This is a genomic window from Blautia luti (assembly GCF_033096465.1).
Lineage (GTDB): Bacteria > Bacillota > Clostridia > Lachnospirales > Lachnospiraceae > Blautia_A > Blautia_A luti.
In genome coordinates this window covers 2155298-2181978 of sequence record NZ_AP028156.1, presented here as the reverse complement: position 1 = coordinate 2181978, position 26681 = coordinate 2155298, and the positions used below count along the sequence as shown (strand labels likewise).

The 26681-nt window shown below is 43.4% G+C and carries 18 protein-coding genes; 17 read left to right on the top strand and 1 reads right to left on the bottom strand.

Annotated features, from left to right (window positions below; translation table 11 throughout):
• The first annotated feature begins 6 nt into the window (after positions 1-6).
• Complete coding sequence (locus R8695_RS10185; protein ID WP_154779800.1) at positions 7-3057, top strand: EAL domain-containing protein; 3051 nt, start codon at positions 7-9, stop codon at positions 3055-3057.
• 16 nt (positions 3058-3073) lie between these two features.
• The gene (gene ybaK, locus R8695_RS10180) at positions 3074-3559 is read left to right on the top strand and encodes a Cys-tRNA(Pro) deacylase (RefSeq protein WP_118508887.1); all 486 of its coding nucleotides are present in this window, start codon (positions 3074-3076) and stop codon (positions 3557-3559) included.
• A gap of 70 nt (positions 3560-3629) precedes the next feature.
• Here ybaK and R8695_RS10175 read toward each other — a convergent pair whose 3' ends face one another.
• Positions 3630-5270 (bottom strand): ABC-F family ATP-binding cassette domain-containing protein, encoded by a 1641-nt coding sequence (locus R8695_RS10175; RefSeq protein WP_118508818.1) that lies wholly within the window; start codon positions 5268-5270, stop codon positions 3630-3632.
• 283 nt (positions 5271-5553) lie between these two features.
• On the opposite strand from R8695_RS10175, the gene R8695_RS10170 reads away from it, so the two are divergent.
• From R8695_RS10170 to R8695_RS10100, 15 genes are all read left to right on the top strand, one after another.
• The gene (locus tag R8695_RS10170; protein WP_118508819.1) at positions 5554-5961 is read left to right on the top strand and encodes an RrF2 family transcriptional regulator; all 408 of its coding nucleotides are present in this window, start codon (positions 5554-5556) and stop codon (positions 5959-5961) included.
• Between the two features lie 247 nt (positions 5962-6208).
• Positions 6209-9745, top strand: coding sequence for a pyruvate:ferredoxin (flavodoxin) oxidoreductase (gene nifJ / locus R8695_RS10165; RefSeq protein WP_118508820.1), 3537 nt, complete (start codon positions 6209-6211; stop codon positions 9743-9745).
• Between the two features lie 241 nt (positions 9746-9986).
• Positions 9987-12743, top strand: a complete 2757-nt coding sequence (locus R8695_RS10160) for a YfhO family protein (RefSeq protein WP_154779799.1) — start codon at positions 9987-9989, stop codon at positions 12741-12743.
• Positions 12744-12872: 129 nt separating this feature from the next.
• Positions 12873-13829 carry a glycosyltransferase family 2 protein gene (locus R8695_RS10155; RefSeq protein ID WP_154779798.1) on the top strand — a complete coding sequence of 319 codons (957 nt, stop codon included), beginning with the start codon at positions 12873-12875 and terminating at the stop codon, positions 13827-13829.
• Positions 13826-14242 (top strand): GtrA family protein, encoded by a 417-nt coding sequence (locus tag R8695_RS10150; RefSeq protein WP_154779797.1) that lies wholly within the window; start codon positions 13826-13828, stop codon positions 14240-14242. Before R8695_RS10155 ends, R8695_RS10150 begins: the two co-directional genes overlap by 4 nt.
• Before the next feature lie 27 nt (positions 14243-14269).
• Complete coding sequence (gene cobT, locus R8695_RS10145; protein WP_118508824.1) at positions 14270-15322, top strand: nicotinate-nucleotide--dimethylbenzimidazole phosphoribosyltransferase; 1053 nt, start codon at positions 14270-14272, stop codon at positions 15320-15322.
• Positions 15322-15867 carry a bifunctional adenosylcobinamide kinase/adenosylcobinamide-phosphate guanylyltransferase gene (locus tag R8695_RS10140; RefSeq protein WP_118508825.1) on the top strand — a complete coding sequence of 182 codons (546 nt, stop codon included), beginning with the start codon at positions 15322-15324 and terminating at the stop codon, positions 15865-15867. Before cobT ends, R8695_RS10140 begins: the two co-directional genes overlap by 1 nt.
• Complete coding sequence (locus tag R8695_RS10135; RefSeq protein ID WP_118508826.1) at positions 15864-16646, top strand: adenosylcobinamide-GDP ribazoletransferase; 783 nt, start codon at positions 15864-15866, stop codon at positions 16644-16646. Before R8695_RS10140 ends, R8695_RS10135 begins: the two co-directional genes overlap by 4 nt.
• Before the next feature lie 13 nt (positions 16647-16659).
• The gene (locus R8695_RS10130) at positions 16660-17040 is read left to right on the top strand and encodes a bifunctional adenosylcobinamide kinase/adenosylcobinamide-phosphate guanylyltransferase (RefSeq protein WP_118508827.1); all 381 of its coding nucleotides are present in this window, start codon (positions 16660-16662) and stop codon (positions 17038-17040) included.
• Positions 17033-17632, top strand: coding sequence for a histidine phosphatase family protein (locus tag R8695_RS10125; RefSeq protein WP_118508828.1), 600 nt, complete (start codon positions 17033-17035; stop codon positions 17630-17632). The genes R8695_RS10130 and R8695_RS10125 overlap by 8 nt, the downstream gene beginning before the upstream one ends.
• Before the next feature lie 3 nt (positions 17633-17635).
• Positions 17636-18406, top strand: a complete 771-nt coding sequence (locus R8695_RS10120) for a DUF975 family protein (RefSeq protein ID WP_154779796.1) — start codon at positions 17636-17638, stop codon at positions 18404-18406.
• 243 nt (positions 18407-18649) lie between these two features.
• Positions 18650-19981, top strand: coding sequence for a putative aminohydrolase SsnA (ssnA, locus tag R8695_RS10115; protein ID WP_118508830.1), 1332 nt, complete (start codon positions 18650-18652; stop codon positions 19979-19981).
• A 129-nt stretch (positions 19982-20110) separates the two neighbouring features.
• The gene (gene ygfK / locus R8695_RS10110; RefSeq protein WP_154779795.1) at positions 20111-23110 is read left to right on the top strand and encodes a putative selenate reductase subunit YgfK; all 3000 of its coding nucleotides are present in this window, start codon (positions 20111-20113) and stop codon (positions 23108-23110) included.
• A gap of 265 nt (positions 23111-23375) precedes the next feature.
• Positions 23376-25958, top strand: a complete 2583-nt coding sequence (gene xdh / locus R8695_RS10105; RefSeq protein WP_154779794.1) for a selenium-dependent xanthine dehydrogenase — start codon at positions 23376-23378, stop codon at positions 25956-25958.
• Positions 25959-25960: 2 nt separating this feature from the next.
• Complete coding sequence (locus R8695_RS10100; RefSeq protein WP_154779793.1) at positions 25961-26452, top strand: 4Fe-4S binding protein; 492 nt, start codon at positions 25961-25963, stop codon at positions 26450-26452.
• Positions 26453-26681: the final 229 nt, after the last annotated feature.

The window sequence follows — 26681 nt, the reverse complement described above, 5'->3', positions numbered from 1 at the left end:
TAGGATATGGCATACGCAGATGACAGAAAGTTTGTGGAAGATTATTATAAAATGCTTTCATTTCTGAATGAATCTACAAATGACCATTTTTTTGTGTGGGATATCAGGGAAAACGTAGTGCATTTTGCAAAGGAGATCAATAAAGATTATGAGAAGAGACGGGATGATATCTATACATATCGTCTGCAGACTCTGAAAGACATGATCTACAGCAGAGATAAAGAGCGTCTGCTTCGCCTGCTTGGGAATATAGCAGACGGAAATGAAAGCATGGTAGATGTGGATTTCCGGTACCTGGATCAGTTTGGCAAAAAATGCTGGATCAATGGCCGGGGAAAAGCAGTCCGCAATGACAGACATCAGCCGTTTATGGTAATGGGGTGTCTCTCAAGAAGAGTGCTGGCAGAGAAAATAGATATGCTTACCGGCCTTCGCAACTATAATAAAATGCTGGAGGATATGGGAAAAAATATTGCCCGGGGAAGACGGGGACATCTGATGGTACTGGGAATTGACGGATTCCGTGACGTGAATCAGAGGATGGGGCGTTCCTATGGGAATAAGGTACTCAAACAAATTGCCGAAATACTGGACAGGATGAAGGGAGAAGATGAAACCATCTACAGACTGGACGGAGATCATTTTGCTGTAGACCTGATGGGACGAAGCAGAAAAGAGACCGAAGGATTCTTTCAGCAGATCCAGGACAGGATGGATTTTCTGTGTACATTTTCGGCAGGTGTGGTCTGCTATCCTTTTGAAAAGGAGACAGATATTAATATTCTGATAAGCTATGCTGATAATGCCATGACCCGGGCCAAAGAAGACGGTAAGAACAGGATGGTATATTTTTCATCTGAAGATTATAATAAGACTCTTTCCAGAATTGAGCTGCGTCAGGAAATGCGGGAAAGTATCCGTAATGGATTCGAGGGTTTTGAACTGTATTATCAGCCGCAGGTGACATCCAATGAATATGAACTTCATGGAGCAGAAGCTCTTTTGCGTTATCATTCGAAGAAATTTGGGTTTATGTCTCCTGTAGTGTTTATTCCTGTGCTGGAGCAGAGCGGCCTGATCGTCCCGGTAGGAAAATGGGTAATGAAACAGGCATTTGAACAATGTGCAAAATGGCGCAGGATAAAAAAAGATTTTAATATCAGCGTAAATGTGTCTTATGTTCAGCTTCAGGAAAGGACTATTGTGGATGATGTGATCGAAGCCGCAAAAGAAGCAGATCTTCCGGGAAATCTGATTACTGTTGAAATAACGGAAAGCATGCAGCTTCAGAACTATAATTATTTCAATGATATTTTTTACAGCTGGAGAAATAAGGGAATGCATATCTCCATAGATGATTTCGGCACGGGCTATTCTTCTTTAAGCTATCTGAAAGGGCTGGAAATCGATGAGGTAAAAATAGACCGCTGTTTTGTCCGCCAGATTCAGAAAAGCGCCTACAATTACAGACTGCTGAGTAATATGCTGGAGCTGACACACAGCGCGCAGATTCGCGTCTGCTGTGAGGGTGTGGAAGATGAGGAAGAACTTCGGTGTCTGGACAGCCTGTTTCCGGAACTGATCCAGGGATTTCTCTTCGGAAGACCTATGCCTGCAGAGGAATTTGAGAAAACCTGTCTTATGCCAAGTGAAGAGTATGTACATCTGATACAGCGGCTGAGTCAGAGCCATGAGAAAAATCAGAAGGAAAAAGAACGGTTTTCTTCTATAGCTTTGACAGAGGAACAGTTTGAATACCGCAGGTTGCTGGATCATCTGGAAGAGGTGATCTATCTTGTGGATATGGACAGTCTGGAAGTTTATTTCATGAATGATGCAGCCAGGAAATTTACAGGAGTGTATAATTATTTCGGCGCCAAGTGTTATCAGGTATTTTCCGGAGGTACCAAAAAGTGTACAGGCTGTATGATAAATGTAGATGGAGCTGATAAGGAGGAACATTTTACAGGGAAAATGCTCTATGAATTCTGTGGAGAACATATGGGTGTCAGGGAGAAGATCATAAAATGGGATGGAAGAGATATGAAACTGGTGGTTGCCTGGCCGCTGGATGAGGACAGCCGCCTTTTGGCAGAGAAATTCAGTACAGAGACTTATACACTGGAACAGATTGTGAATATGTATGCAATGGCTGCGGAGAAACAGTCGGAGCCGGATCTGATGAAAGGAATTCTGGATTTTGCAGGCAGATTTTATCAGGCAGACAGGGTGTGCTTGTTCCTTCACGATGAGCAGCTGGATGTCTGGCAGGATGTTCTGGCATATCATGACAAAGGGATCATGGACAAGAAACGGTATTTTGAACTTACCACTTCCCGTAATATGGAACCGTGGGTAGAACTGTTGAGCAGGGAAAAAGCAGTCTGCATCAGCAGTACAGAGGAATACAGAGAGAAAGAAAACGTACTGTGGAGAGGATTGAAGATGCAGAATATTTCTACCTGCATGCTCTGCGGGATCTGGAGTGAAAAAGAACTGATCGGGTTTATCAGCGTGGACGATGCAGACAGTGGACTGGGTGATATGAGACTGCTGAAACGTGCATCCCATCTGATACAGGAAGTGCTTTGTCATAAACGGGACAAAAGGGATCTGCACACCCGTCTTCATCAACTGGTGGAGAAGAAACTGGATCATGATATTCTTTCTGTATCAGGACTTGGCTTATGGCAGATCAAGATCAATAAAGATACAGGAAAATCTGTACTGCTGGCAGACGATAATATGCGAAAACTGATAGAAGCGGATGATTTTATGACTCCGGCACAATGTTATGAACAGTGGAACAGCCGGATACATAAGGATTATCTGCGCTATGTAAATAATGCAGTGGAGACCATGATCGCTACCGGTGATACTGTTGAAGTGGAATATCCGTGGAAGCATTCAGAACGGGGATGGGTCCGGGTTCGCTGTGTGGGAACCAAAACAACAGAATCTGGTACGATCATTACCCTGGAGGGTTATCACAGACTTCTGGATGATCTACAGAGATTCCACCCGGGAATTCCCGTGGAACAGGCAGCTGAGAACTGAGAAAGGACAAAAAACAATGGCAAAAGAAGCAAAGACGAATGCAATGAGAATGCTGGACAGACAAAAAGTAAAATATGAAGCCTTTTCCTATGAGTGTGACGAGTTTATTGATGGCTTACACAGTGCAGACAAGATCGGAGCGCCTTATGACCAGTCGTTTAAAACTTTGGTCATGGAGGGAAAAAATGGAGGCTTCTTTGTGTTTGTAGTACCTATAGAGAAGGAAGTAGACAGAAAAGCAGCAGCCAAAGCAGTGGGAGAAAAGACTGTGGATATGATCCATGTAAAAGATATTACAAAGATTACAGGATATGTCCGTGGCGGTTGTAGCCCCCTGGGGATGAAGAAACCCTATCCTGTGGTGTTTGATGCTTCAGCGGAAAACTTTGACGAGATTTATGTCAGTGGCGGACGTATCGGACTGACATTGAAGGTACCGCTTGCAGATCTGCTGAAAGTGACTGGCGGTAAACTGGCTGATATTACTATGAAAACAGAATGATCAGATGACATAAAAATCCCTGTCGCATTGCCTGGGGCAATGGAGACAGGGATTTGTCGATTCTGTTGATTTAGTTATCAGAAGCGTCTTCTTCGTTGATTTCGAATACATGACGTTTCTTAGCCATTTCGTCACTTGCCAGATATTCATCGTAAGTAGTGATCTTGTCGATCATGGTTCCATTAGGCAGGATTTCCATGATACGGTTGGCTGTTGTCTGTACGAACTGATGGTCATGGGAGGTGAAAAGAATAACGCCCGGGAATTTGATCAGTCCATTGTTCAGTGCTGTGATACTTTCCATGTCAAGGTGGTTGGTCGGCTCATCCAGGATCAGGATGTTTGCACCGGAGATCATCATCTTTGAAAGAAGACAGCGAACCTTCTCACCGCCGGAGAGGACACGTACACGTTTGATACCGTCTTCGCCAGGGAAGAGCATACGTCCGAGGAATCCACGAACATAGGTAGCATCTTTGATTTCTGAATACTGTGTCAGCCAGTCTGTGATAGTCAGGTCATTATCGAACTCAGCAGTGTTGTCCTTAGGGAAATATGCCTGGGAAGTAGTAACACCCCATTTATAATTTCCTTCATCCGGCTCCATTTCACCAACCAGGATCTTGAACAGAGTAGTGATGGCCTGCTCGTTGGCACCAACGAAAGCTACTTTGTCATCATGTCCAAGTGTGAAAGAAATGTTGTCCAGAACTTTTACACCGTCGATGGTCTTGGAAAGATTTTCTACCATAAGGACTTCATTACCGATCTCGCGGTTCGGACGGAAGTCGATGTATGGATATTTACGACTGGATGGACGCATGTCATCAAGCTGGATCTTTTCCAGGGCACGTTTACGGGATGTCGCCTGTTTGGACTTGGAAGCGTTGGCACTGAATCGGGAAATGAATTCCTGAAGTTCTTTGATCTTTTCTTCTTTCTTTTTGTTAGCTTCTTTCATCTGTTTGATGAGGAGCTGGCTGGACTCAAACCAGAAGTCGTAGTTTCCGGCATAGAGCTGGATCTTGCCATAATCGATATCTGCTGTATGAGTACATACCTTATTTAAGAAGTAACGGTCATGGGATACAACGATGACAGTGTTGTCAAAGTTGATCAGGAATTCCTCCAGCCATTCGATCGCAGGCAGGTCAAGGTGGTTGGTCGGCTCATCCAGAAGAAGGATGTCCGGATTACCAAACAGTGCCTGGGCAAGAAGAACTTTGACCTTCTGGCTGCCTGTAAGGTCTGCCATCTGAGCGTAATGTAAATCTGTTTCAATTCCAAGACCATTCAGAAGAGTAGCAGCATCGGATTCTGCTTCCCATCCGTTCATCTCTGCAAATTCACCTTCCAGTTCGCTGGCACGGATACCGTCTTCGTCTGTGAAGTCCTCTTTTGCATAGATGGCATCTTTTTCTTTCATGATCTCATACAGTCTCTGGTTACCCATGATAACAGTATCCAGTACAGTGTATGCATCATATTTGAAGTGATCCTGCTGCAAGAAAGAGAGACGCTGGCCTGGTGTGATGACAACGTCACCGTTGGTAGGCTCTAACTGTCCGGAGAGGATCTTAAGGAATGTGGACTTACCGGCACCGTTTGCTCCGATGAGACCGTAGCAGTTGCCTTCTGTAAACTTGATGTTTACATCTTCGAAAAGAGCCTTTTTACCTACGCGCAAAGTAATATTGTTTGCTGAAATCATATCATACCTCGTTTTTTCATGAAATCATTTGATTTATTATTTCCTATTATATTAATTACAACGCTTATCATTGTACCGTAAATTAGGAAATTTGCAACTGTTTTTTGCTTTTTTGGGTTCTTTTATTTACAAAAAAAAGAAGCACTGCTATAATATAAGACAAATATGGTTATGAGCAGGTAGCGAAGCGGATTGGGAATATCCGCTTGCTCAATTACGAAGATATAGTCTCTTACCGGCACAAATACGAGAGATAATTAATTTTAGAGAGGTTGCAAAGACTATGTTTATTACAAGAGAGTGTGATTACGCTGTGAGGGTGGTACGTGCGCTTTGGGGAGAGAGCAGGTTAAGCGTATCAGATATCTGTGAGAAGGAATCGGTGACAGCACCTTTTGCTTATAAGATCCTGAAGAAGCTTCAGAAGGCGAAGATCGTAAAGGGATACAGAGGTGTACATGGCGGTTATTCCCTGGACAGAGGATTGGACGAACTGACATTGTACGATGTTTATTCAGCAATTGATCCGGAAATGTTTATTATTGAATGTCTGGATCCGAAGTATAACTGCATCAGGGATGGACAGGATGGTATTCCGTGTCTGGTACATAAGGAACTGGTGTCTGTACAGAAGGAACTGGTGGAGCTTCTGAAGAGAAAAACTATACAGCAGATCATGGAGGAGGCGTAATGCCTCCTTTAAATTTTGGTATATCTTTACAAAGTTAGCTTAAATTAACTTACAAAAATGTGCATATTTAACCCTGGAATAGTAGAAATCCCGTTTTTGTACCTCATAAGATACAAAATATGCCAAAACAAATTGGACACAACCGAAAGATTATGTTATAATCTACAATGAAATTTGAGGCATATCTTTCTTATGCCTTGAAATAAATAATTAATTTTCATCAACCTTTAAGGAGGAAAAACAAACTATGGCAAGAAAGATGAAAACCATGGATGGTAACCATGCAGCTGCTCATGCTTCATATGCATACTCAGATGTAGCCGCTATTTACCCGATCACTCCTTCATCTGTTATGGCGGAAGCAACAGATGAATGGGCAACCCAGGGAAGAAAGAACATTTTCGGACAGGAAGTTCAGGTAACTGAAATGCAGTCTGAGGCTGGTGCAGCAGGTGCTGTACACGGATCTCTGGCAGCAGGTGCTTTAACAACAACATATACAGCATCTCAGGGTCTGTTACTTATGATCCCGAACCTTTACAAAATTGCCGGTGAGCAGTTACCAGCAGTATTCAACGTATCTGCACGTGCACTTGCTTCTCACGCACTTTCAATCTTCGGTGATCACTCCGACGTTATGGCCTGTCGTCAGACCGGATGCGCAATGCTCTGCGAATCTTCTGTACAGGAAGTTATGGATTTAACACCTGTTGCTCACCTTTCAGCAATCAAAGGTAAAGTTCCGTTCATCAACTTCTTCGACGGATTCCGTACATCTCACGAGATCCAGAAGATCGAGACATGGGATTATGAAGATCTTAAGGATATGGCAGATCTGGAAGCAATCGCTGAATTCCGTAACCATGCCCTGAATCCAAATCACCCATGCCAGAGAGGTTCCGCTCAGAACCCTGATATCTTCTTCCAGGCAAGAGAAGCATGTAACCCATACTACGATGCTCTTCCGGCAGTGGTTCAGGAATACATGGACAAAGTTAACGCTAAGATCGGTACAGATTACAAATTATTCAACTACTACGGAGCTGCTGATGCAGAACACGTAATCGTTGCTATGGGTTCTGTAAACGATACAATCGAGGAGACAATCGACTACCTTGCAGCAGCAGGAAAGAAAGTCGGTGTTGTTAAAGTTCGTCTTTACAGACCATTCTGCGCACAGGCACTCATCGATGCAATTCCGGAATCTGTAAAACAGATCACAGTTCTTGACAGAACTAAAGAGCCGGGTGCACTTGGCGAGCCACTGTACCTTGACGTTGTAGCAGCATTAAAAGACAGCAAATTCGGCGGCGTAAAAGTATTCTCCGGACGTTATGGTTTAGGTTCCAAAGATACTACACCTGCACAGATCGTAGCTGTTTATGAAAATACTGCTAAAGAGAAATTCACAATCGGTATCGTTGATGATGTTACTAACCTTTCCCTTGAGACAGGTGCTCCGATCGTAACAACTCCTGAAGGAACAACAAACTGTAAATTCTGGGGTCTGGGAGCTGATGGTACAGTAGGTGCCAACAAGAACTCCATCAAGATCATCGGTGACAACACAGACATGTACGCACAGGCTTACTTTGATTATGACTCCAAGAAGTCCGGTGGTGTTACAATGTCCCACTTACGTTTCGGTAAAAAACCGATCAAATCCACATACCTGATCCACAAAGCAAACTTCGTAGCATGCCATAATCCATCCTACGTAAACAAATACAACATGGTTCAGGAACTTGTTGACGGTGGTACATTCCTCCTTAACTGTGCATGGGATATGGAAGGTCTTGAGAAACATTTACCAGGACAGGTAAAAGCTTTCATCGCTAACCACAATATCAAATTCTACACAATCGACGGTGTTAAGATCGGTATTGAAACTGGCATGGGACCAACACGTATCAACACAATCCTTCAGTCTGCATTCTTCAAACTTACAGGAATCATTCCGGAAGAGCAGGCAATCGACCTTATGAAAGCTGCTGCTAAGGCAACATACGGACGTAAAGGTGATGATGTGGTACAGAAGAACTGGGCAGCTATCGATGCCGGTGCTAAACAGGTTGTTGAGATCCAGGTTCCGGAAAGCTGGAAAGATGCTGAGGACGAAGGTCTTCATATGACTCATGCAACAGAAGGACGTCAGGACGTTGTTGATTTCGTTAACAACATTCAGGCTAAAGTTAATGCTCAGGAAGGTAACTCCTTACCTGTATCTGCATTCAAAGATTATGTAGATGGTACTACACCATCAGGTGCAGCTGCATATGAGAAACGTGGTATCGCTGTAAACGTTCCAGTATGGAACCCAGAGAACTGTATCCAGTGTAACAGATGTTCTTATGTCTGCCCACACGCAGTTATCCGTCCGGTAGCTCTTACAGAAGAAGAAGCTGCTAACGCTCCAGAAGGAATGAAGACATTACCTCTGACAGGTATGAAAGAATATAAATTCACAATGGCTGTATCCGCACTTGACTGTACAGGATGTGGTTCTTGTGTAAACGTCTGCCCAGGTAAGAAAGGTGCGAAAGCACTTGCTATGGAAAACCTTGAAGCAAGCGCAGACGAGCAGAAATACTTTGACTACACAGTTAAACTGCCGGTTAAAGAAGATGTTATCGCTAAATTTAAAGAAGCAACTGTTAAAGGCAGCCAGTTCAAACAGCCTCTGCTTGAGTTCTCTGGAGCTTGTGCAGGATGTGGTGAAACACCATACGCTAAACTGATCACTCAGCTGTTCGGTGACAGAATGTACATCGCAAACGCAACAGGATGTTCTTCTATCTGGGGTAACTCCTCACCATCTACACCATACACAGTAAACGCTAAGGGACAGGGTCCTGCATGGTCCAACTCTCTGTTTGAAGATAACGCTGAGTTTGGTTATGGTATGCTTCTTGCTCAGAGAGCTATCCGTGATGGCTTAAAAGCAAAAGTTGAAGACGTTGTTGCTAACGGAACAAACGAAGATGTTAAGGCAGCTGGTCAGGAATGGCTGGATACATTTGCTGTAGGTGCTACAAACGGCGCTGCTACAGACAAACTTGTTGCTGCTCTTGAAGCTTGCGGATGTGACAAAGCAAAAGAAATCCTTGCTCAGAAAGATTTCCTGGCTAAGAAATCCCAGTGGATCTTCGGTGGTGACGGATGGGCTTACGATATCGGATTCGGTGGTGTTGACCATGTTCTGGCTAGTGGACGTGACATCAACGTTATGGTATTCGATACAGAGGTTTATTCTAACACAGGTGGACAGTCTTCCAAGTCTACACCAACAGGTGCTATCGCTCAGTTCGCTGCAGGCGGTAAAGAGACTAAGAAGAAAGATATGGCTTCCATCGCTATGAGCTATGGCTATGTATACGTTGCTCAGATTTCCATGGGTGCTGACTTCAACCAGACTGTAAAAGCTATTGCAGAGGCAGAGGCTTATCCGGGACCATCTCTGATCATCGCTTATGCTCCATGTATCAACCATGGTATTAAGAAAGGTATGGCAAAAGCTCAGACAGAGGAAGAATTAGCAGTTAAGGTTGGATACTGGCACAACTTCAGATTCAACCCGGCAGCAGAAGGAAACAAGTTCTCACTTGATTCTAAGGCTCCGAGCATGGAAGATTATCAGGCATTCCTTGACGGCGAGGTTCGTTACAACTCTCTGAAACGTCAGAATCCTGAGAAAGCTGCCAGATTGTTTGCTAAGAATGAAGCAGAAGCTAAAGCTAGATATGAATATCTGCAGAAGCTCATCGCTCTTCATAGCGCAGAATAATCTTTCCGATTTTTTGAACGATTGATAAATAATTATATAAAATAAATAGATAGAGCTATTTATGGTGTCCAGACGATATATATGGGCCGCGGTACTTTTTAGTATCGCGGTCTTTTTCCATTTCCAGACAGATATCGGTTAAAGACTTAATTTTATCTTAATTTGACAAGTAGTGGATATTTGACTATAATCAGGGGAGTTTTAGAAACGTCAACATGGTGAAGTAACAGAAAGGGATATTATGAGAAGATTTGTTACAAGAGAAAGCAAAATGGATTTCTACATATTATATACACTTGTATTCGGCATCATTTCCTTTTTTATTTATTATCAGTTTGCAGGCAATGGGAAGTCTCTGGTGTGGAGTCATGACGGGATTCCGCAGCATCTGAATTCTCTGGCGTATTATGGACGTTATCTACGAAATGTACTGCATACGATTTTTGTTGAGCATAAATTATCACTGCCGATGTGGGATATGAACATTGGTTATGGATCAGATATCCTTACGACATTGCATTATTATGTGATCGGTGATCCATTGACTTTACTGTCTGTGTTTGTACCGGCAGATAAGACGGAAACTTTGTATGAGGTTCTGATCTTTTTGAGGATTTATCTTGCAGGGATTTCGTTCAGTATTTTCTGTTTCTACCATAAGAATCCGAAACAGGCGACTTTTATGGGAACTTTGATCTATATTTTTGCGGGATGGACGATCTATGCTGCCATGAAGCATCCATATTTTTCCAATCCTATGAGTTATCTGCCACTGGTTCTGATGGGAATTGATAAGATTTATAAAAAAGAGAAACCCTGGCTGTTTATCTGGACGACTGTCATATCTGCCATGTCGAACTTCTATTTCTTTTATATGATCTGTATTTTTATGTTTATTTATGCTGCATTTCGCTATTTCGGGATTTTCAGTAAAAGAAGCGTGAAAGATGTATTTGACTGGCTGGTGAAGTTTATTGGATATTATGCAGTGGCACTGATGATCGCTGCGGTGATCTTTCTTCCGGTGATCATGACACTTTTTGGTACAGATCGTTTTCAGGCAGAAAATTATGTGCCTCTGTTGTATGATAAGATTTATTATGAGAAGTATCTGGGAAATCTGATCGGTGAGAACATGATCCAGTGGGGCGTTGCCGGATATTCTGCAGTTGCCATGGCAGGAGTGTTCGTACTTTTCTCTAAGAAAAAAAAATATCTGGATCTGAAATGGGGATTTGTACTGCTGAATCTGTTCCTGCTGGTTCCTTTTGCAGGTCATGTGTTGAATGGTTTTTCTTATGTATCAAATCGCTGGATCTGGGCGTATGGTATGATGATCGCCTATATTTTTGTAAAAGCATATCCGGAATTATTTACTCTGACGGTGAAAGAAAAGAAGAAGATTTTTATTATGGTTGTAGTTTATTGTGTACTTGCTTTGTTTGCCAAGGCAGCGCGGACACAGCGAAATATGGCGGGTGTACTGATTCTGGTGCTTGCTGTATTTACCGTAACTTCTTTTGGAAATATTTTTCTTCAGGGAAAATATATGTGCGGCATGCTCAGTGGGCTTTTGGTAGTCAGTATTCTGCTGAATGTGTCTTATCAGTATTCTTATGAGAAAGATTACCTGTCAGAATTTGCGACTGCGGAGGAAGCAGTAGATAGGCTGGAATCAAATACAGACAAAGCGGTACTGGCAACAGGGGACGAAAGTGTTTACCGGTATGATCAATATGGAGCACTTCCATATGATAATACTTCTATGTATATGGGAACCAACAGTACAGCGTATTATTTCAGTCTTGCGAACAGCAGTATCAGTGATTTCTTTAGTGAAATGTATCTGAATACACCCTGGGAGCAGCACTACGAGAATCTGGACGGCAGGACGATCCTGGACAGACTGGCTTCTGTAAAATATTTTGTGATCAATGGAGATAATTTCCGTTATTTATCTTATGGATATAATAAGGAAAAAGGATCTGCCGGAAGCGGAAGCAGTGAGAGCAGGGCATATGAAAATGAGAATGCACTGCCATTAGGTTATACCTATGACAGCTATATTCCGAAATCGAAATATAAAGAAATGGATGTAGTAAAGAAACAGCAGGCGCTGATGGATGGCGTCGTGCTTGAGGACAGCACACTTCCGACCGCTTCCACTTATTTTGATGATGAAAACATTGTGTACCGTATGGAAGCAGGAGACGGATGCTCTCTGTCAGATGGAAAGATCAAAGTGACAAAAGAGGGAGCACAGCTGAAGTTGGTTTTCCACGGGATTACTGACAGTGAAAATTATCTGATTGCAGATAATCTGAATTACGATAGCCTTTCTCCACGGGAACTGGTAAGCGAGAGCAAATGGAAAAAAATGTCGGATTATGACAGAAACAAGGTTCTGGACGAGGATAGTCAGTGGCGTTACTGGAAAGAATCAAAAGAAGCGGCCATGTCTGTTACAGCAAATGATGTGACAAAAACTGTAAAGATTTTTACAGATAAGTACAATGCTTACAGTGGACGGCACGATTTTCTCTGTAATATGGGATATTCCAGAACAGGGCTTCGGACTATGACCATCACTTTTGCCAATACCGGTATTTACACATATGATAAACTGAGAGTTGTCAGCCAGCCGGTGAAGGGAATTGAGGAAAAGACCGCGAAACTGGGACAGGAAACTCTTGAGAATGTTGTAATGGAAACCAATGAGATAACCGGAAATATTACGGTTTCAAAGAAAAAAGCCCTTGTGCTTTCTGTTCCGTACAGTCAGGGATTTATTGCATATGTAGATGGAAAAGAGACGAAACTGCAGAAAGCGAATACGATGTTCATGGCGCTGGAACTGGAGCCGGGTGAGCATGAGATCCGGCTGACGTACTGTACACCGTACCTGAAACCTGGAATTGTCCTTAGCGTGACAGGACTGATTCTGTACGTGCTCCTGGTTCTGTACAGAAAAAGAAAAGCTGCTGTTCGCAGACAGTAATATACAGCAATAGGAAATATTTACGGCAGTGTAATGGACTTTTCTGTAAATTTGTGTATAATTAAACAGGAAAATAAGCAGATAAAAATGCTGCCCGGATTATGACAGCAATGAATGAGGAATGACATCATGAATAAATTATCAGTGGTACTTCCAGCATACAATGAAGAACTTATGGTGGGTAAAACCTGCCGCGTACTTGCACAGGTTCTTACGGAAGCACAGATTCCCTATGAACTGGTAGTGGTGAACGACGGTTCCAGCGACAGGACATGGGAGGAGATTCAGAAGGCAGGAGAGAGGGATGCCAATGTGACCGGCGTTCTTTTTTCCAGAAATTTTGGGAAAGAAGCAGCGATTTTTGCCGGACTTGCCCAGGCTGGCGGCGATGTGGTGGCAGTGATGGACTGTGACCTGCAGCACCCGCCGCAGACCCTTATTGAAATGTACAGACTGTGGCAGGATGGGTATGAAGTGATCGAAGGCGTGAAATCTGACAGAGGAAAAGAAGGATTTCTGCATAAAGAATGTGCTGGATTTTTCTATGATATTATGTCCAAAGCTACAAAAGTGAATATGAAAGATGCGTCAGATTTTAAGATGCTGGACCGGAAGGCGGTAGACAGCATTTTGTCTATGCCTGAGAGAAACATGTTTTTCCGTGCGACTTCGACCTGGGTAGGATATAAAACTACCAGCGTGGAGTTCGAGGTGCAGGAGAGAGAGGCAGGCGTTTCCAAGTGGTCTCCGTGGACACTGGTAAAATATGCATTTACCAATATTGTGGCATTTACTACATTTCCATTGCAGTTTGTCACTATTACAGGAGTGGTCTGTTTTATATGTTCGCTGGTTCTTATGATCTATTCGCTGATACAGTATTTCGCAGGTTCTGCAGTGGAGGGATATACGACACTGCTGATGGTACTGCTGCTGGTGGGAAGCGCCATGATGATCAGTCTGGGGATCATTGGATATTATATTGCCAAGATTTATGAAGAAGTCAAACGCAGACCGCGCTATATCATTTCGAAAGTTATTAAGAATGGTGAACAGACGAAAATAAATGAAAGAGGATCATTATGAAACAATGGATCAGAAAAATGTATGAAAGTTCTGTAATCCGCTATGTTTTCTTTGGCGGATGTACGACGATGGTAAATCTGGTCAGTTTTTTTGTTCTCAGAAAGCTGAACGTAGAACTGAATACTGCTAATATTATTTCTATTATATTGGCGATTTTGTTTGCTTATGTGGTGAATTCAAAATTTGTTTTTCAGGATAAATGCGAAACTCTCAGAGATCATATCCGCCCGTTCTGCAAGTTTATCAGTGCCAGACTGGTCACAATGGTGATCGAGGTGGGCGGTGTGTGGCTGCTGGTATCAATGATGGGAATGAATGATATGATCGGGAAGTTTCTGACACAATTTATTGTACTGATATTAAATTACATATTCAGTAAATTCTTTGTATTTACAACTGGAAAATCAAAATAACAGAAAGAAAAAGAGAGGTAGAAACTCATGACGCTGGAGAAAGCTATTAAGAAGGTGAAACCTTTAGATAGAAACGCTATGGATATTGCGCAGAAAAGATGGGACAGTATTGCGAAGCCACTGCATTCTCTTGGAAAACTGGAAACTCTGTTGATTCAGATTGCCGGAATTACGGGAAATGCAGAGATCGATCTTTCCAAGAGAGGCCTGATCGCCATGTGTGCTGATAATGGAGTAGTGGAAGAAGGAGTAACACAGACAGGGCAGGAAGTAACGGCTATCGTAGCTGAGAATTTTCTGAACTATGACACATCTGTGGGCGTGATGTGCAAGCAGAATCATGCGGAAATTTTTCCGGTGGACATGGGGATGATAACTGATACAAAAGTCCGCACAGACCACAAGGTTGCTTATGGTACCAAGAACATGACCAAAGGACCTGCAATGACCAGGGAGCAGGCAGTAAAGGGGATTGAGAGCGGAATCGCCATGGTAGAGGAGCTGAAGGGGAAAGGATATAAGATCCTTGCAACCGGCGAAATGGGAATTGGAAATACGACTACCAGCAGTGCAGTTGCTTCTGTACTGTTAAATCAGCCTGTAGAAGAAATGACCGGACGAGGTGCAGGGCTGACCAGCGAAGGCCTGGCGCGTAAGATCGGGGCGATCAGGAAAGCGATCAAACTGAATCAGCCGGATCCCTCAGATGCTGTTGATGTTCTGGCGAAAGTAGGCGGCCTGGATATTGCGGGAATGGCCGGCGTATTTCTGGGCGGAGCAATTTACGGTATTCCAGTGGTAATGGACGGATTTATTTCCTGTGTTTCTGCGCTGATCGCAATGCAGATCTGCCCGGCTGCAGGAGATTATATGATCGCATCCCATGTATCCAGGGAACCAGCTGCTCATCTGATTTTGGAGCATATGAACAAAGAAGCGGTTCTTCATGCAGATATGTGTCTGGGAGAAGGTACCGGTGCAGTGGCACTGTTTCCGATCCTTGATCTGGCTGCGGCCGTTTATCATTCTATGAGCACTTTCGATGATATTCATGTGGAACAATATGAGGAGTTGAAATAATGCTGACACTTGTAACAGGAGGAAGCGGAAGCGGGAAGTCTGCATTTGCGGAAGACCGGGTGCTTTCTTTTGGCGAAGGGAAGAGAATCTATATAGCGACGATGCATCCTTTTGATGAAGAAAGTCATAAAAGAATCGAACGGCACAGGAAAATGCGCGCAGGAAAGGGATTTGAGACTGTAGAATGCTATACAGGGCTTAAAAATGCTGTTTTGCCGGGAGAATCCGGGAAATGCGTAGTACTGCTGGAATGTATGTCGAATCTTGTGGCAAATGAAATGTTTGAAGAGCAGGGGGCTCATGAGCAGACTGTACAGGAGATTATGGCAGGGGTTAAAAATCTGCTTCGCCAGGCAGACCATGTGGTGATCGTGACCAATGAGATTTTTTCGGATGCTGCATTTTTTGAGGGAGACATGGATACTTATCTGAAGGATCTGGGAAAGATCAATCAGGAGACAGCACAGATGGCAGATGAAGTGGTGGAAGTGGTTTATGGGATTCCTGTATATCATAAATGTATGAAAAAGGAGGAGCATAAATGAAATCTTTATGGAATAATTTTAAGGTGGCATTTGCCATGTTTTCGAAAATTCCCATGCCCCGTGCAGACTGGACCAAGGAAAACATGAAATATATGTTCTGTTTTTTCCCGTTTATCGGTACTGTAATAGGCGTGCTGACAGTGGCAGTGGCATATGCGGGGCGCAGATTCGGCTATCAGCCGGGATTTGTGACAGCACTGCTGGTTCTTGTGCCTGTCTTTGTGACAGGCGGGATCCATGTGGACGGGCTGTTGGATACCTCGGATGCCCTCAGTTCCTGGCAGGAGAGGTCGAGAAGACTAGAGATTCTGAAAGATTCCCATGCAGGAGCATTTGCAGTGATCACTGCAGCCGTGTATTTTGTAACATGGTACGGGGCATATGATCAGCTGTATACTTCTGAGAATATGGAAGCGATCGCGATCATGAGCTTGGGATTTATGGTTTCCAGATGCCTGTCGGGAATCGGTGTGATCGTTTTTCCAAAGGCAAAATCTGACGGTACAGTGGCAGAGTTTTCCAGAAATTCTTCAGATGTGATCTCCAGAAATGTTCTGATCGTATATCTCATCCTGCTGGCAGCTGTCATGATATGGATCGAACCTGTATGGGGAATTGCGGCTTTTGCAGGTGCGCTGGTGATCTTTGGGTATTATCATCATACTGCCATGAAATATTTCGGCGGAACGACAGGTGATCTTTCGGGATTTTTTCTGTGTATCTGCGAAGCTGGGATGGCAGTGATCCTTGCAGTGGTATCTAACTTATTTATAAGATAAGAGGAACGAGAATATGGAAATGATAATCGGTGGTGCATATCAGGGAAAAACCGATCATGCAAAAAAAGAATATCCACAGCTGGTCTGGGGAAACGGAGCCCTGGTATCAGAAAAAGAGCTGATGAACCTTCAGGGGATCCTGGATTTCCAGGAATATATCCGGAAAGAATTAAAAGAAGGCAGAGATGTAACGGAACTTGCCCAAAAGCTCATCGACGGTAATCCGGACATTATCATAGTTTCCCAGGAGGTGGGATATGGAGTAGTGCCTGTGGATGCTTTTGACAGGAAATACAGAGAGGCTGTGGGACGGGTGTGTACGAAACTGGCAGCTTACAGCCGGAAGGTAACGCGGGTGGTCTGCGGGATTGGAACGGTGATCAAAGATGATTAAAATATGGCTGATCCGCCATGGAAAAACAGAAGGAAACAAATATGGAAGATACATAGGCGTGACTGACGAGCCTTTATGTCCGGATGGACAGGAATTTCTGAGTAAGCTGGATTATCCGGAACCGGACAGAGTTTATATCAGTCCCATGAAGCGGTGTATACAGACGGCACAGATTCTTTTTCCCCAAAAAAGCTTGCAGATCATAGAAGAACTGGCAGAGTGTGATTTCGGTGAGTTCGAAAACAAAAATTATAAAGAACTGGATGGAAATGCAAACTATCAGGCATGGATAGACAGTAATGGAACCTTGCCTTTTCCAGGTGGAGAGAGCAGGGAAGAATTTAAACGGAGAAATCTGAGCGGCTTTGAACGGGCAATAGCTGGCTGTATCCGGGGCGGGATTTCCCAGGCAGCTTTTGTGATCCATGGAGGAACGATCATGAATCTCATGGAAGAATATGCAGATATACAGAAACCTTTTTATGAATGGCATGTAAAAAACGGCGGCGGCTACGAGACGGTACTGGAGGAAGACATGTGGAAAAGAGGCAGGAAAGAGTTATCTGTGAAGACAGCGATTATGGAGGATTGAGTAATGTGGATACGAAGTGATCTGAAAATGAAAGCCAAACAGGCGTTTAAGAAAAATTACTGGGTAGCGGTGGTTGTCAGTCTGATCCTTGCTGTTATCCTGGCGTCAGGAGGATCATCAGGAAACAATGATAAAGATAATCTGAGCATTTCCCGGTATACACAAAGTGTGGGGGAAGACGGAAATGTTGCCGTTACAGGAGTAACCTATGCGCTGAATGTGTTTGAACCACTGCGTGTGCTCACTGCACCGCTGCGTGCAATGATGGGACTTGTTACTGTCAGCATGAAGGTGCTTCTGGTTGTTCTTCTGATCATTCTGAAAATTCTTATTTTTAATGGACTGGAAGTTGGGGGAAGAGGATTTTATATAGAAAATACCTATTCCAATCCGGGAATTGGAAGAATTTTCGGAGCCTTTCGTTCAGGCTCTGTGGGGAATGTGGTGAAAGTTACATTTTTCAGAGATCTGTATCTGATTTTATGGTCTCTGATGCTGATCGTACCGGGAATTGTGAAATCTTACGAATACCGTATGATCCCCTATCTTCTGGCAGAATATCCGGATATGCCTCAGGAAGAAGCTTTCCGCAGAAGCAGGGAGATGATGTATGGAAACAAATGGAAGGCATTTGTACTGGATCTTTCTTTTATTCCATGGCTGTTTCTTTCTGAAGTTACTTTTGGACTTGTGGGAATCTTCTATGTAAGACCTTATATGGATGCAACAAATGCGGAACTTTACGAAACGTTAAGCCAGATGAATGTGAATTAAGGCTGTACAGATCGCAAAAACTGTTTTATAATGATATCAGAAAAGGGAACAACGTTGTTCAGGCAACGGCTGTTCCTTTTTTGTTTGTTGAAGACTAAAAAAAATTAAGAAAACCAAAAACTTTTTGGACTTTCTATTGAAATCTTTTGAGAAATATGTTACAGTGTTAGTGTAAAATTCCCAAACATTTGATGAATGGCAGTAGCAAATTGGTAATTTTTAACAAGTAAAAGGAGGAACTATATGCTGGTAATTGGTAATGGAAGAATGATCACACGGGACGCATCCAACCCATTCGTGGAGAATGGTGCTGTAGCAATGGATGGTAACACCATAGTAATGGTGGGGGTAACTGAAGAAGTAAAGAAAGCTTATCCAGATGCTGAGTTTATTGATGCAAAGGGTGAGGTTATCATGCCGGCATTTATTAATGCCCATGAGCATATCTACAGCTCCTTCGCAAGAGGATTAAGCATTAACGGATATAATCCAAAGGGATTTCTGGATATCCTTGACGGATTATGGTGGACAGTTGACCGTCATCTGACCTTAGAGCAGACAAAGCTTTCTGCATATGCTACATACATTGATTCTATTAAGAATGGTGTAACTACAGTATTTGACCATCATGCAAGTTTTGGACATATTACAGGTTCCCTCAATGCCATCGAAGAAGCAGCGAAGGATCTGGGAGTACGTACCTGTCTCTGCTATGAGATTTCCGACCGTGACGGAATGGAGAAATCAAGAGAAGCTGTAATGGAGAACGTGAACTTCATCAAACATGCGCTTGCTGATGACAGCGATATGATCGCAGGAATGATGGGTATGCATGCATCCTTTACTATTTCAGATGAGACAATGGCTCTCTGCAATGAAGTGAAGCCGGAAGGCGTTGGATACCATATTCATGTAGCAGAAGGTATCTATGATCTTCATCAGTGCCTGAAAGAGCATGGCAAACGTATTGTTGACCGTCTTCATGACTGGAATATTCTTGGACCGAAGACTTTACTCGGTCATTGCATCTATGTAAACGAACACGAGATGGATCTGATCAAAGATACAGATACCATGGTCGTACATAATCCGGAATCTAACATGGGTAATGCATGCGGATGTCCTCCAACCATGAGAATGGTGCAGAAAGGAATCGTTACAGGTCTTGGTACAGACGGATATACGCATGATATGATGGAATCCTGGAAAGTTGCAAACGTTCTTCATAAACACAGTCTCTGCGATCCGAATGCAGCATGGGGTGAGGTTCCGCAGATGCTCTTCGAAGGAAACGCAAAGATTGCAAACAGATACTTCAAGAAACAGCTTGGTGTCCTGAAAGATGGCGCTGCAGCAGATGTGATCGTGATCGACTATGATCCGTTGACACCGATGAACGAGAACAATATCAACGGACATCTGATGTTCGGTGTAAACGGAAGTATGGTCCAGACTACTGTATGTAACGGTAAAGTCCTGATGAAAGACCGTGAAGTTCTTGTATGTGATGAAGCAAAAGTTATGGCAGACTGCCGTCAGGCTGCAAAAGAGCTTGCAGACGATATCAATGGTTGATCTGTGATCAGAAGAGACAAAAGGCGCAAGAGAAGAAGGAAAAGTAAAAGAGCAGGCCAGACAGGAGAGAATTTTTGATATTCTGTCTGGCTGAAATAAACATGAATAAGAATAATGGAGGATCGGATTATGAGTGAAGTCATGACCTGTATGCCCTTTGAACAGTTAATGAACTGGGTATTAGAAGAAAAGGAAACAAAAGGAACTGTATTCGGACAGCACAGAGCTTATGTGGCAGAAGCTGACAAGAAGCTGAATATTTTTGAGAGAAATCTGGAAACACCGATCGGACCTGCAGCAGGTCCACATACACAGTTGACACAGAATATCGTAGCTTCCTACTATGCAGGCGCACGTTTCTTTGAACTGAAGACAGTTCAGAAGATGGACGGTGCTGAACTTGCAGCCTGTATTAACAGACCGTGTATCCTTGCAGAGGACGAGGCATACAACTGTGAATGGTCTACAGAACTTTATATTCCTCAGGCAATGGGAGAGTATATCAAAGCATGGTTTATTCTCCATGTGATCGCCAAAGAATTCGGCCTTGGTGCACAGGACGGATTCCAGTTTAATATTTCCGTAGGGTATGATCTTGAGGGAATCAAAACTCCGAAGATCGACAGCTTTATCAATAACATGATGGAAGCAAAAGATACAGAAATCTTCAAAGAATGTAAACAGTGGTTATTAGACAATATCGACAGATTTGAGAAAGTTACAAAAAAAGACATTGAAGCAATTCCTTCTAATATCTGCAATTCTGCAACGATCTCCACTCTTCATGGATGTCCTCCAAACGAGATCGAGAGCATTGCAAATCATCTGTTCAAAGAGAAACACCTGAACACATTTATCAAATGTAATCCAACCCTTCTTGGATATGAATTCGCCAGAAAGACCATGGATGACATGGGATATGATTATATGGTATTTGGTGATTTCCATTTTAAAGATGATTTACAGTACGAGGATGCAATTCCGATGTTTAAGAGACTGCAGGCACTTGCAGATGAGCTGAACCTTGCATTTGGTGTGAAGATCACCAATACATTCCCTGTAGATGTTACAAGAAATGAGCTTCCAAGCGAAGAAATGTATATGTCCGGAAAATCTCTTTTCCCATTATCCATTTCTCTTGCAGCAAAACTTTCCAGAGAATTTGAAGGAAAACTCCGTATCGCTTATTCAGGTGGTGCTGACTACTATAATATTGATCGTATCGTTGGATGTGGTGTATGGCCTGTAACAGTGGCAACTACACTTTTGAAACCGGGTGGATATCAGAGATTCACTCAGATGGCAGAGAAAGTAATGGTTGACGGTGCCAGAGAGTGGACAGGTATTGATGTAGCTGCGCTTGAACAGTTAGCTGAGGATGCAAAGAAAGACGTTCATCATGTAAAGAGCATTAAACCACTTCCTAAGAGAAAAACAGATTCAGAAGTTCCGCTTCTTGACTGCTTCTTTGCTCCATGTGAAGAGGGATGTCCAATCCACCAGGATATCACAACTTATGTGAAACTGGCAGGAGAGGGAGATTATGTACAGGCATTAAGAGTCATTCTTGAGAAGAATGCGCTTCCATTTATCACTGGTACTCTTTGTGCACATAATTGTATGTATAAATGTACACGAAACTTCTATGAAGAGCCTGTAAATATCCGCAACACTAAGCTTATCGCAGCTCAGAACGGATATGATACCGTAATCAACGAGATCAAAGCAGGCACAGCAGACGGCAAGAAAGTAGCTGTTGTAGGTGCAGGGCCTGCAGGTATTGCTTCTGCATACTTCCTTGCAAGAGCAGGCGCTTTTGTAACTGTATTTGAGAAAGAAGAGAAAGTAGGAGGCGTGATCCGCTATGTGATCCCTGGATTCCGTGTCTCCAATGAAGCAATCGACAAAGATGTTTCCTTCATCGAGAAGATGGGCGTAGAGATCAAGACAGGTACAGAAATCACATCTGTTCAGGAATTAAAGGCACAGGGTTACGATGCAGTGATCTTAGCAGTAGGTGCAAACAAACCGGGTACTCTGAAACTTGAAAAAGGTGAGACAGTCAATGCGCTGAAATTCTTAAGAGATTTCAAGGCAACAGATGGTAAAGTTGCACTTGGCAAGAATGTAGTTGTGATCGGTGGCGGTAATACTGCTATGGATACAGCAAGAGCTGCAAAACGTACAGAAGGTGTAGAACACGTTTATCTGGTATACAGAAGAACAAAACGCTACATGCCTGCAGCAGAAGATGAGTTACTGGAAGTTCTGGAAGAGGGTGTAGAGTTCAAAGAACTCCTTTCCCCTGTATCTCTAGAAAATGGCAAACTCCTCTGCAAGAAGATGGAACTTGGCAATATGGATGCTTCCGGACGTGCAAGCGTAACAGAAACAGGCGAAACAGAAGAAGTTCCGGCTGACACCGTGATCGTTGCAGTTGGTGAGAAGGTTCCGACTGAATTCTTCGAGGCAAACGGTATTGCAGTCAATGAGCGCGGAAAAGCCCGCATCAATGACAAGACAATGGAAACAAGTGCAGAAGGCGTTTATGTAGCCGGTGATGGCGCTAAGGGTGCTGCTACGATTGTAGAAGCAATCCGTGATGCTCAAGTTGCAGTGAAAGCAATTCTTGGACATGACATTGTAAAAGGACAGCCTGTACCTGGAACAGAAGAAGACTGCTATGCTAAGAAAGCAATCCTCAAAGAGAGCAAGGACGCTGCAAACGAAAGCGAACGCTGCCTGACATGTAATAAAGTATGTGAGAACTGTGTAGATGTATGTCCAAACAGAGCAAACATCTCCATTAAAGTTCCTGGAATGGCAATGAATCAGGTGATCCATGTAGATTATATGTGCAACGAATGCGGTAACTGCAAGAGCTTCTGCCCGTATGCAAGTGCACCGTACAAAGATAAATTTACATTATTTGCTTCTGAAGCAGATATGGCAGACAGCACAAACGATGGATTTGCAGTGATCAATCCAGAGACAAAAGAGTGCAAAGTTCGTCTTCTTGGTCAGATTTCTGACTGTAAGGCAGACGATGTCAATGATAAGCTGTATGAGGGACTTCGCAGACTGATCTGTGCAGTGATCGATGATTACAGCTATCTGATCATGAAATAATCATAAGAACCATAAAGAAATATTTAACGCTGTTCACAGCAGAAAAAAGGCTGTGGACAGTGTTGCATATCAGGCTGAATCGCGGCCGCATGTTACATAAATTTATTTTACTTTTCACAGGCAGGAGTATAAAAAAGCGGAGCCTGGCACGGAATGAACAGTAATATATTTATGCGGTATCACAGGCAGATAAAAGCAGCCAGAGACAAGTCTCTGGCTGACTGCCCTAATAGGCAGACGTGCGAAAAAGAAAGGAGCGTCCAATATGGCAGTATTTACAGTCAATGGACAAAAGGTCGAATCGGTCAGAAATCAAAAACTACTGCGCTTTCTGAGGGATGAACTTCATCTGACTTCAGTAAAAGATGGCTGCAGTGAAGGAGCCTGCGGAGCCTGTACGGTTATTATTGATGGAAAAACCTGCAAGGCATGTGTACCGGATACGGATCTGCTGGATGGAAGAACAGTGATCACTGTAGAAGGTCTGACAGAGTGGGAACGTGAAGTTTATACATATGCGTACGGAAAAGCAGGAGCAGTTCAGTGTGGATTCTGTATTCCGGGAATGGTAATGTGTACCAAAGCTCTTCTAGATGTGAATAAAGAGCCGACAGATGATGAAATTAAATATGCGCTGCGCAATAACTATTGCCGTTGCACTGGATATATAAAGATCATGGATGCAGTAAGACTGGCAGCGAAAGTATTAAAAGAGGGTGTGATCCCGGATGATCTCGACCCGAACTGGAACCTGGGACACAGAGTATCCAGAGTGGATGTAGAAGAAAAAGTACTTGGAACCGGTAAATATCCGGATGATTTTTACTTTGATGGAATGTTGTATGGGGCAGCACTCAGAAGTAAATATCCGCGTGCACGTGTGCTGGAGATTGATACAACAGCAGCGAAGGCACTTCCAGGAGTGGAAGCGGTATTAACAGCAGAGGATATTCCGGGGGAGAATAAGATCGGACATCTGAAACATGATCAGTATACCCTGATCCCAATGGGAGGATTAACCCATTATCTTGGAGATGCCATTGCTGTTGTTGCTGCAAAGGACAGAGAAACGGCTGAGAGAGCCAAGAAGCTGATCAAAGTGAAATATGAGGTTCTGCCTCATATTCATACGATTGAGGAAGCGGCAGCAGAGGGGGCTCCGAAAGTATTCGATGAAGAAGAAAATAATATTTGCGCGCATAAACATATCAGCAGAGGAAATGCAGATGAGGCGATCCGTAATTCAAAATATGTGATCAGTCATCATTTCGAAACTCCGTGGACAGAGCATGCATTCCTTGAACCTGAGAGTGCAGTGGCTTTATATGATGAGGACGGAGATATTTTCGTATATTCCGCAGACCAGTCTGCACATCAGACATTACATGAATGTTCTCTGTTACTTGGAACAGATAAGGTAAAAGTACAGAATGCACTTGTAGGCGGTGGATTTGGCGGAAAAGAAGATATGACCGTACAGCATCTGGCTGCACTGCTCACTTATGCGACGAAGAAACCAGTTAAGATGAAACTTACCAGAGCAGAGTCTCTGCTGGTTCATCCAAAGCGTCATCCATTCTATATGAATATGACTATGGGCTGCGATGAGAACGGCAATATTATGGGAGTTAAGGCGAAAGTAGCATCCGATACAGGGGCATTTGCTTCTCTTGGCGGTCCGGTACTGGAACGTGCCTGTACACATGCGGCAGGTCCGTATCATTATGAGAACTTCGAAATCGAAGGAACTGCTTATTACACCAATAATCCACCTGCAGGAGCATTTCGCGGTTTTGGTGTAACACAGACCTGTTTTGCTACAGAAACTTTGTTGAATATGATGGCAGATAAAGTAGGCATCACACCGTGGGAAATCCGTTACCGCAATGCGATCCGTCCGGGTGAAACACTTCCGAATGGTCAGATCGTAGATAATTCCACAGGTCTGGTAGAAACACTGGAGGCAGTAAAAGAAAAATATGATGCTGCCCTGGAAACCGGCAAACCTGTAGGAATCGGCTGTGCCATGAAGAATGCCGGAGTTGGTGTCGGTATCCCGGATACAGGACGTGTGAAACTTGTATTTGAAGAGGACAGAAAGCTTCATATTTATTCCGGTGCATCCTGTATCGGTCAGGGGCTTGGCACAGTTCTGACGCAGATGGTAGTTACCAATACAGACCTGAAGCATGAAGATATTGTTTATGAGAGAAGTAACACCTGGTTCGCGCCAGACTCAGGAACTACTTCCGGTTCCAGACAGACTCTGGTCACAGGAGAAGCATGTCGCCGTGCCTGCGATAAGATTATGGAGGACCGCAAGGCAGGTAAGACCATCGATGATGTGATCGGTAAGGTTTATTATGCTGAATATCTGGCTAAGACAGATCCGCTTGGTGCAAATGTGCCGAATCCAGTTTCTCACGTAGCTTATGGCTATGCGACACAGGTCTGTATTCTGGATAAGAAAACAGGTAAGATCGAGGAAATAGTTGCTGCACATGATGTTGGCAAGGCAGTCAATCCACTCTCCTGTGAAGGGCAGATTGAAGGCGGCGTAGTGATGTCCATGGGATATGCCCTGAGAGAGCATTATCCGATCGATGAGAACTGCAAGCCAATTGAGAAATATGGTTCCCTTGGATTGTTCCGTTCTCATGAGGTTCCAAAGATCGATGCCATCGTGATCGACAAACCGGGATTAAATGTAGCCTGCGGAGCCATCGGAATCGGTGAGATCACTTCCATTCCCACAGCACCGGCAATCGCAGATGCATATTTCAGATGGGATGGAGAGAGACAATACCGTCTGCCTCTGACTGGAACACCATATGAAAGGAAGTGCTGAATATGGCAGTGAAGAAGAAATTTCCATATAGATCAGCGGTTGTAGCGTGTAATGGGGGATGCAGATCAGCTGAGGGCGAAGCAGGCTGTGCAGATGGCTGTATCGGCTGTGGAGCCTGTGTAAATAAATGTAAATTCGGAGCCATTTCCATCAATGAATATGGAGTAGCAGAAGTAGAGGAAGAGAAATGTATCGGCTGCGGAGCTTGCGCGAAAGTATGTCCACAGAAAGTGATCCATGTCCATGAATGTGCCAATTACATTGTAGTAAAATGTTCCAACAGAAAGAAAGGTGGAGAGGCAAAGAAACAGTGTGAAGTCAGTTGCATCGGTTGCGGGATCTGTGAGAAGACCTGTACGGCAAGCGCAATCCGGGTGATCGATAACTGTGCGGTGATCGAAGAATCAATGTGCCTAAGCTGTGGCATGTGTGCTGTGAAATGCCCACGGCACGCAATCCATGATCTGCGTGGAATATTTTCAACAGTCAGATAATTATACATTTAATAGAAAAATTGTGTTATAAATTCTGACTATAATTTATAAATAGAAGGGGAAACGTATATAACTTTTCAATAGATACAGTGAAATATTCAAAAAAGATTGTATCATCCAATACAATATGTTATACTAAAATTACAATAAACGCAACAACTTATGCAATATTAAAAGAGAATTCGCCTGATGTCTGAAAACGGGCGAAAGAAGAAGCATGGTTCGGAGC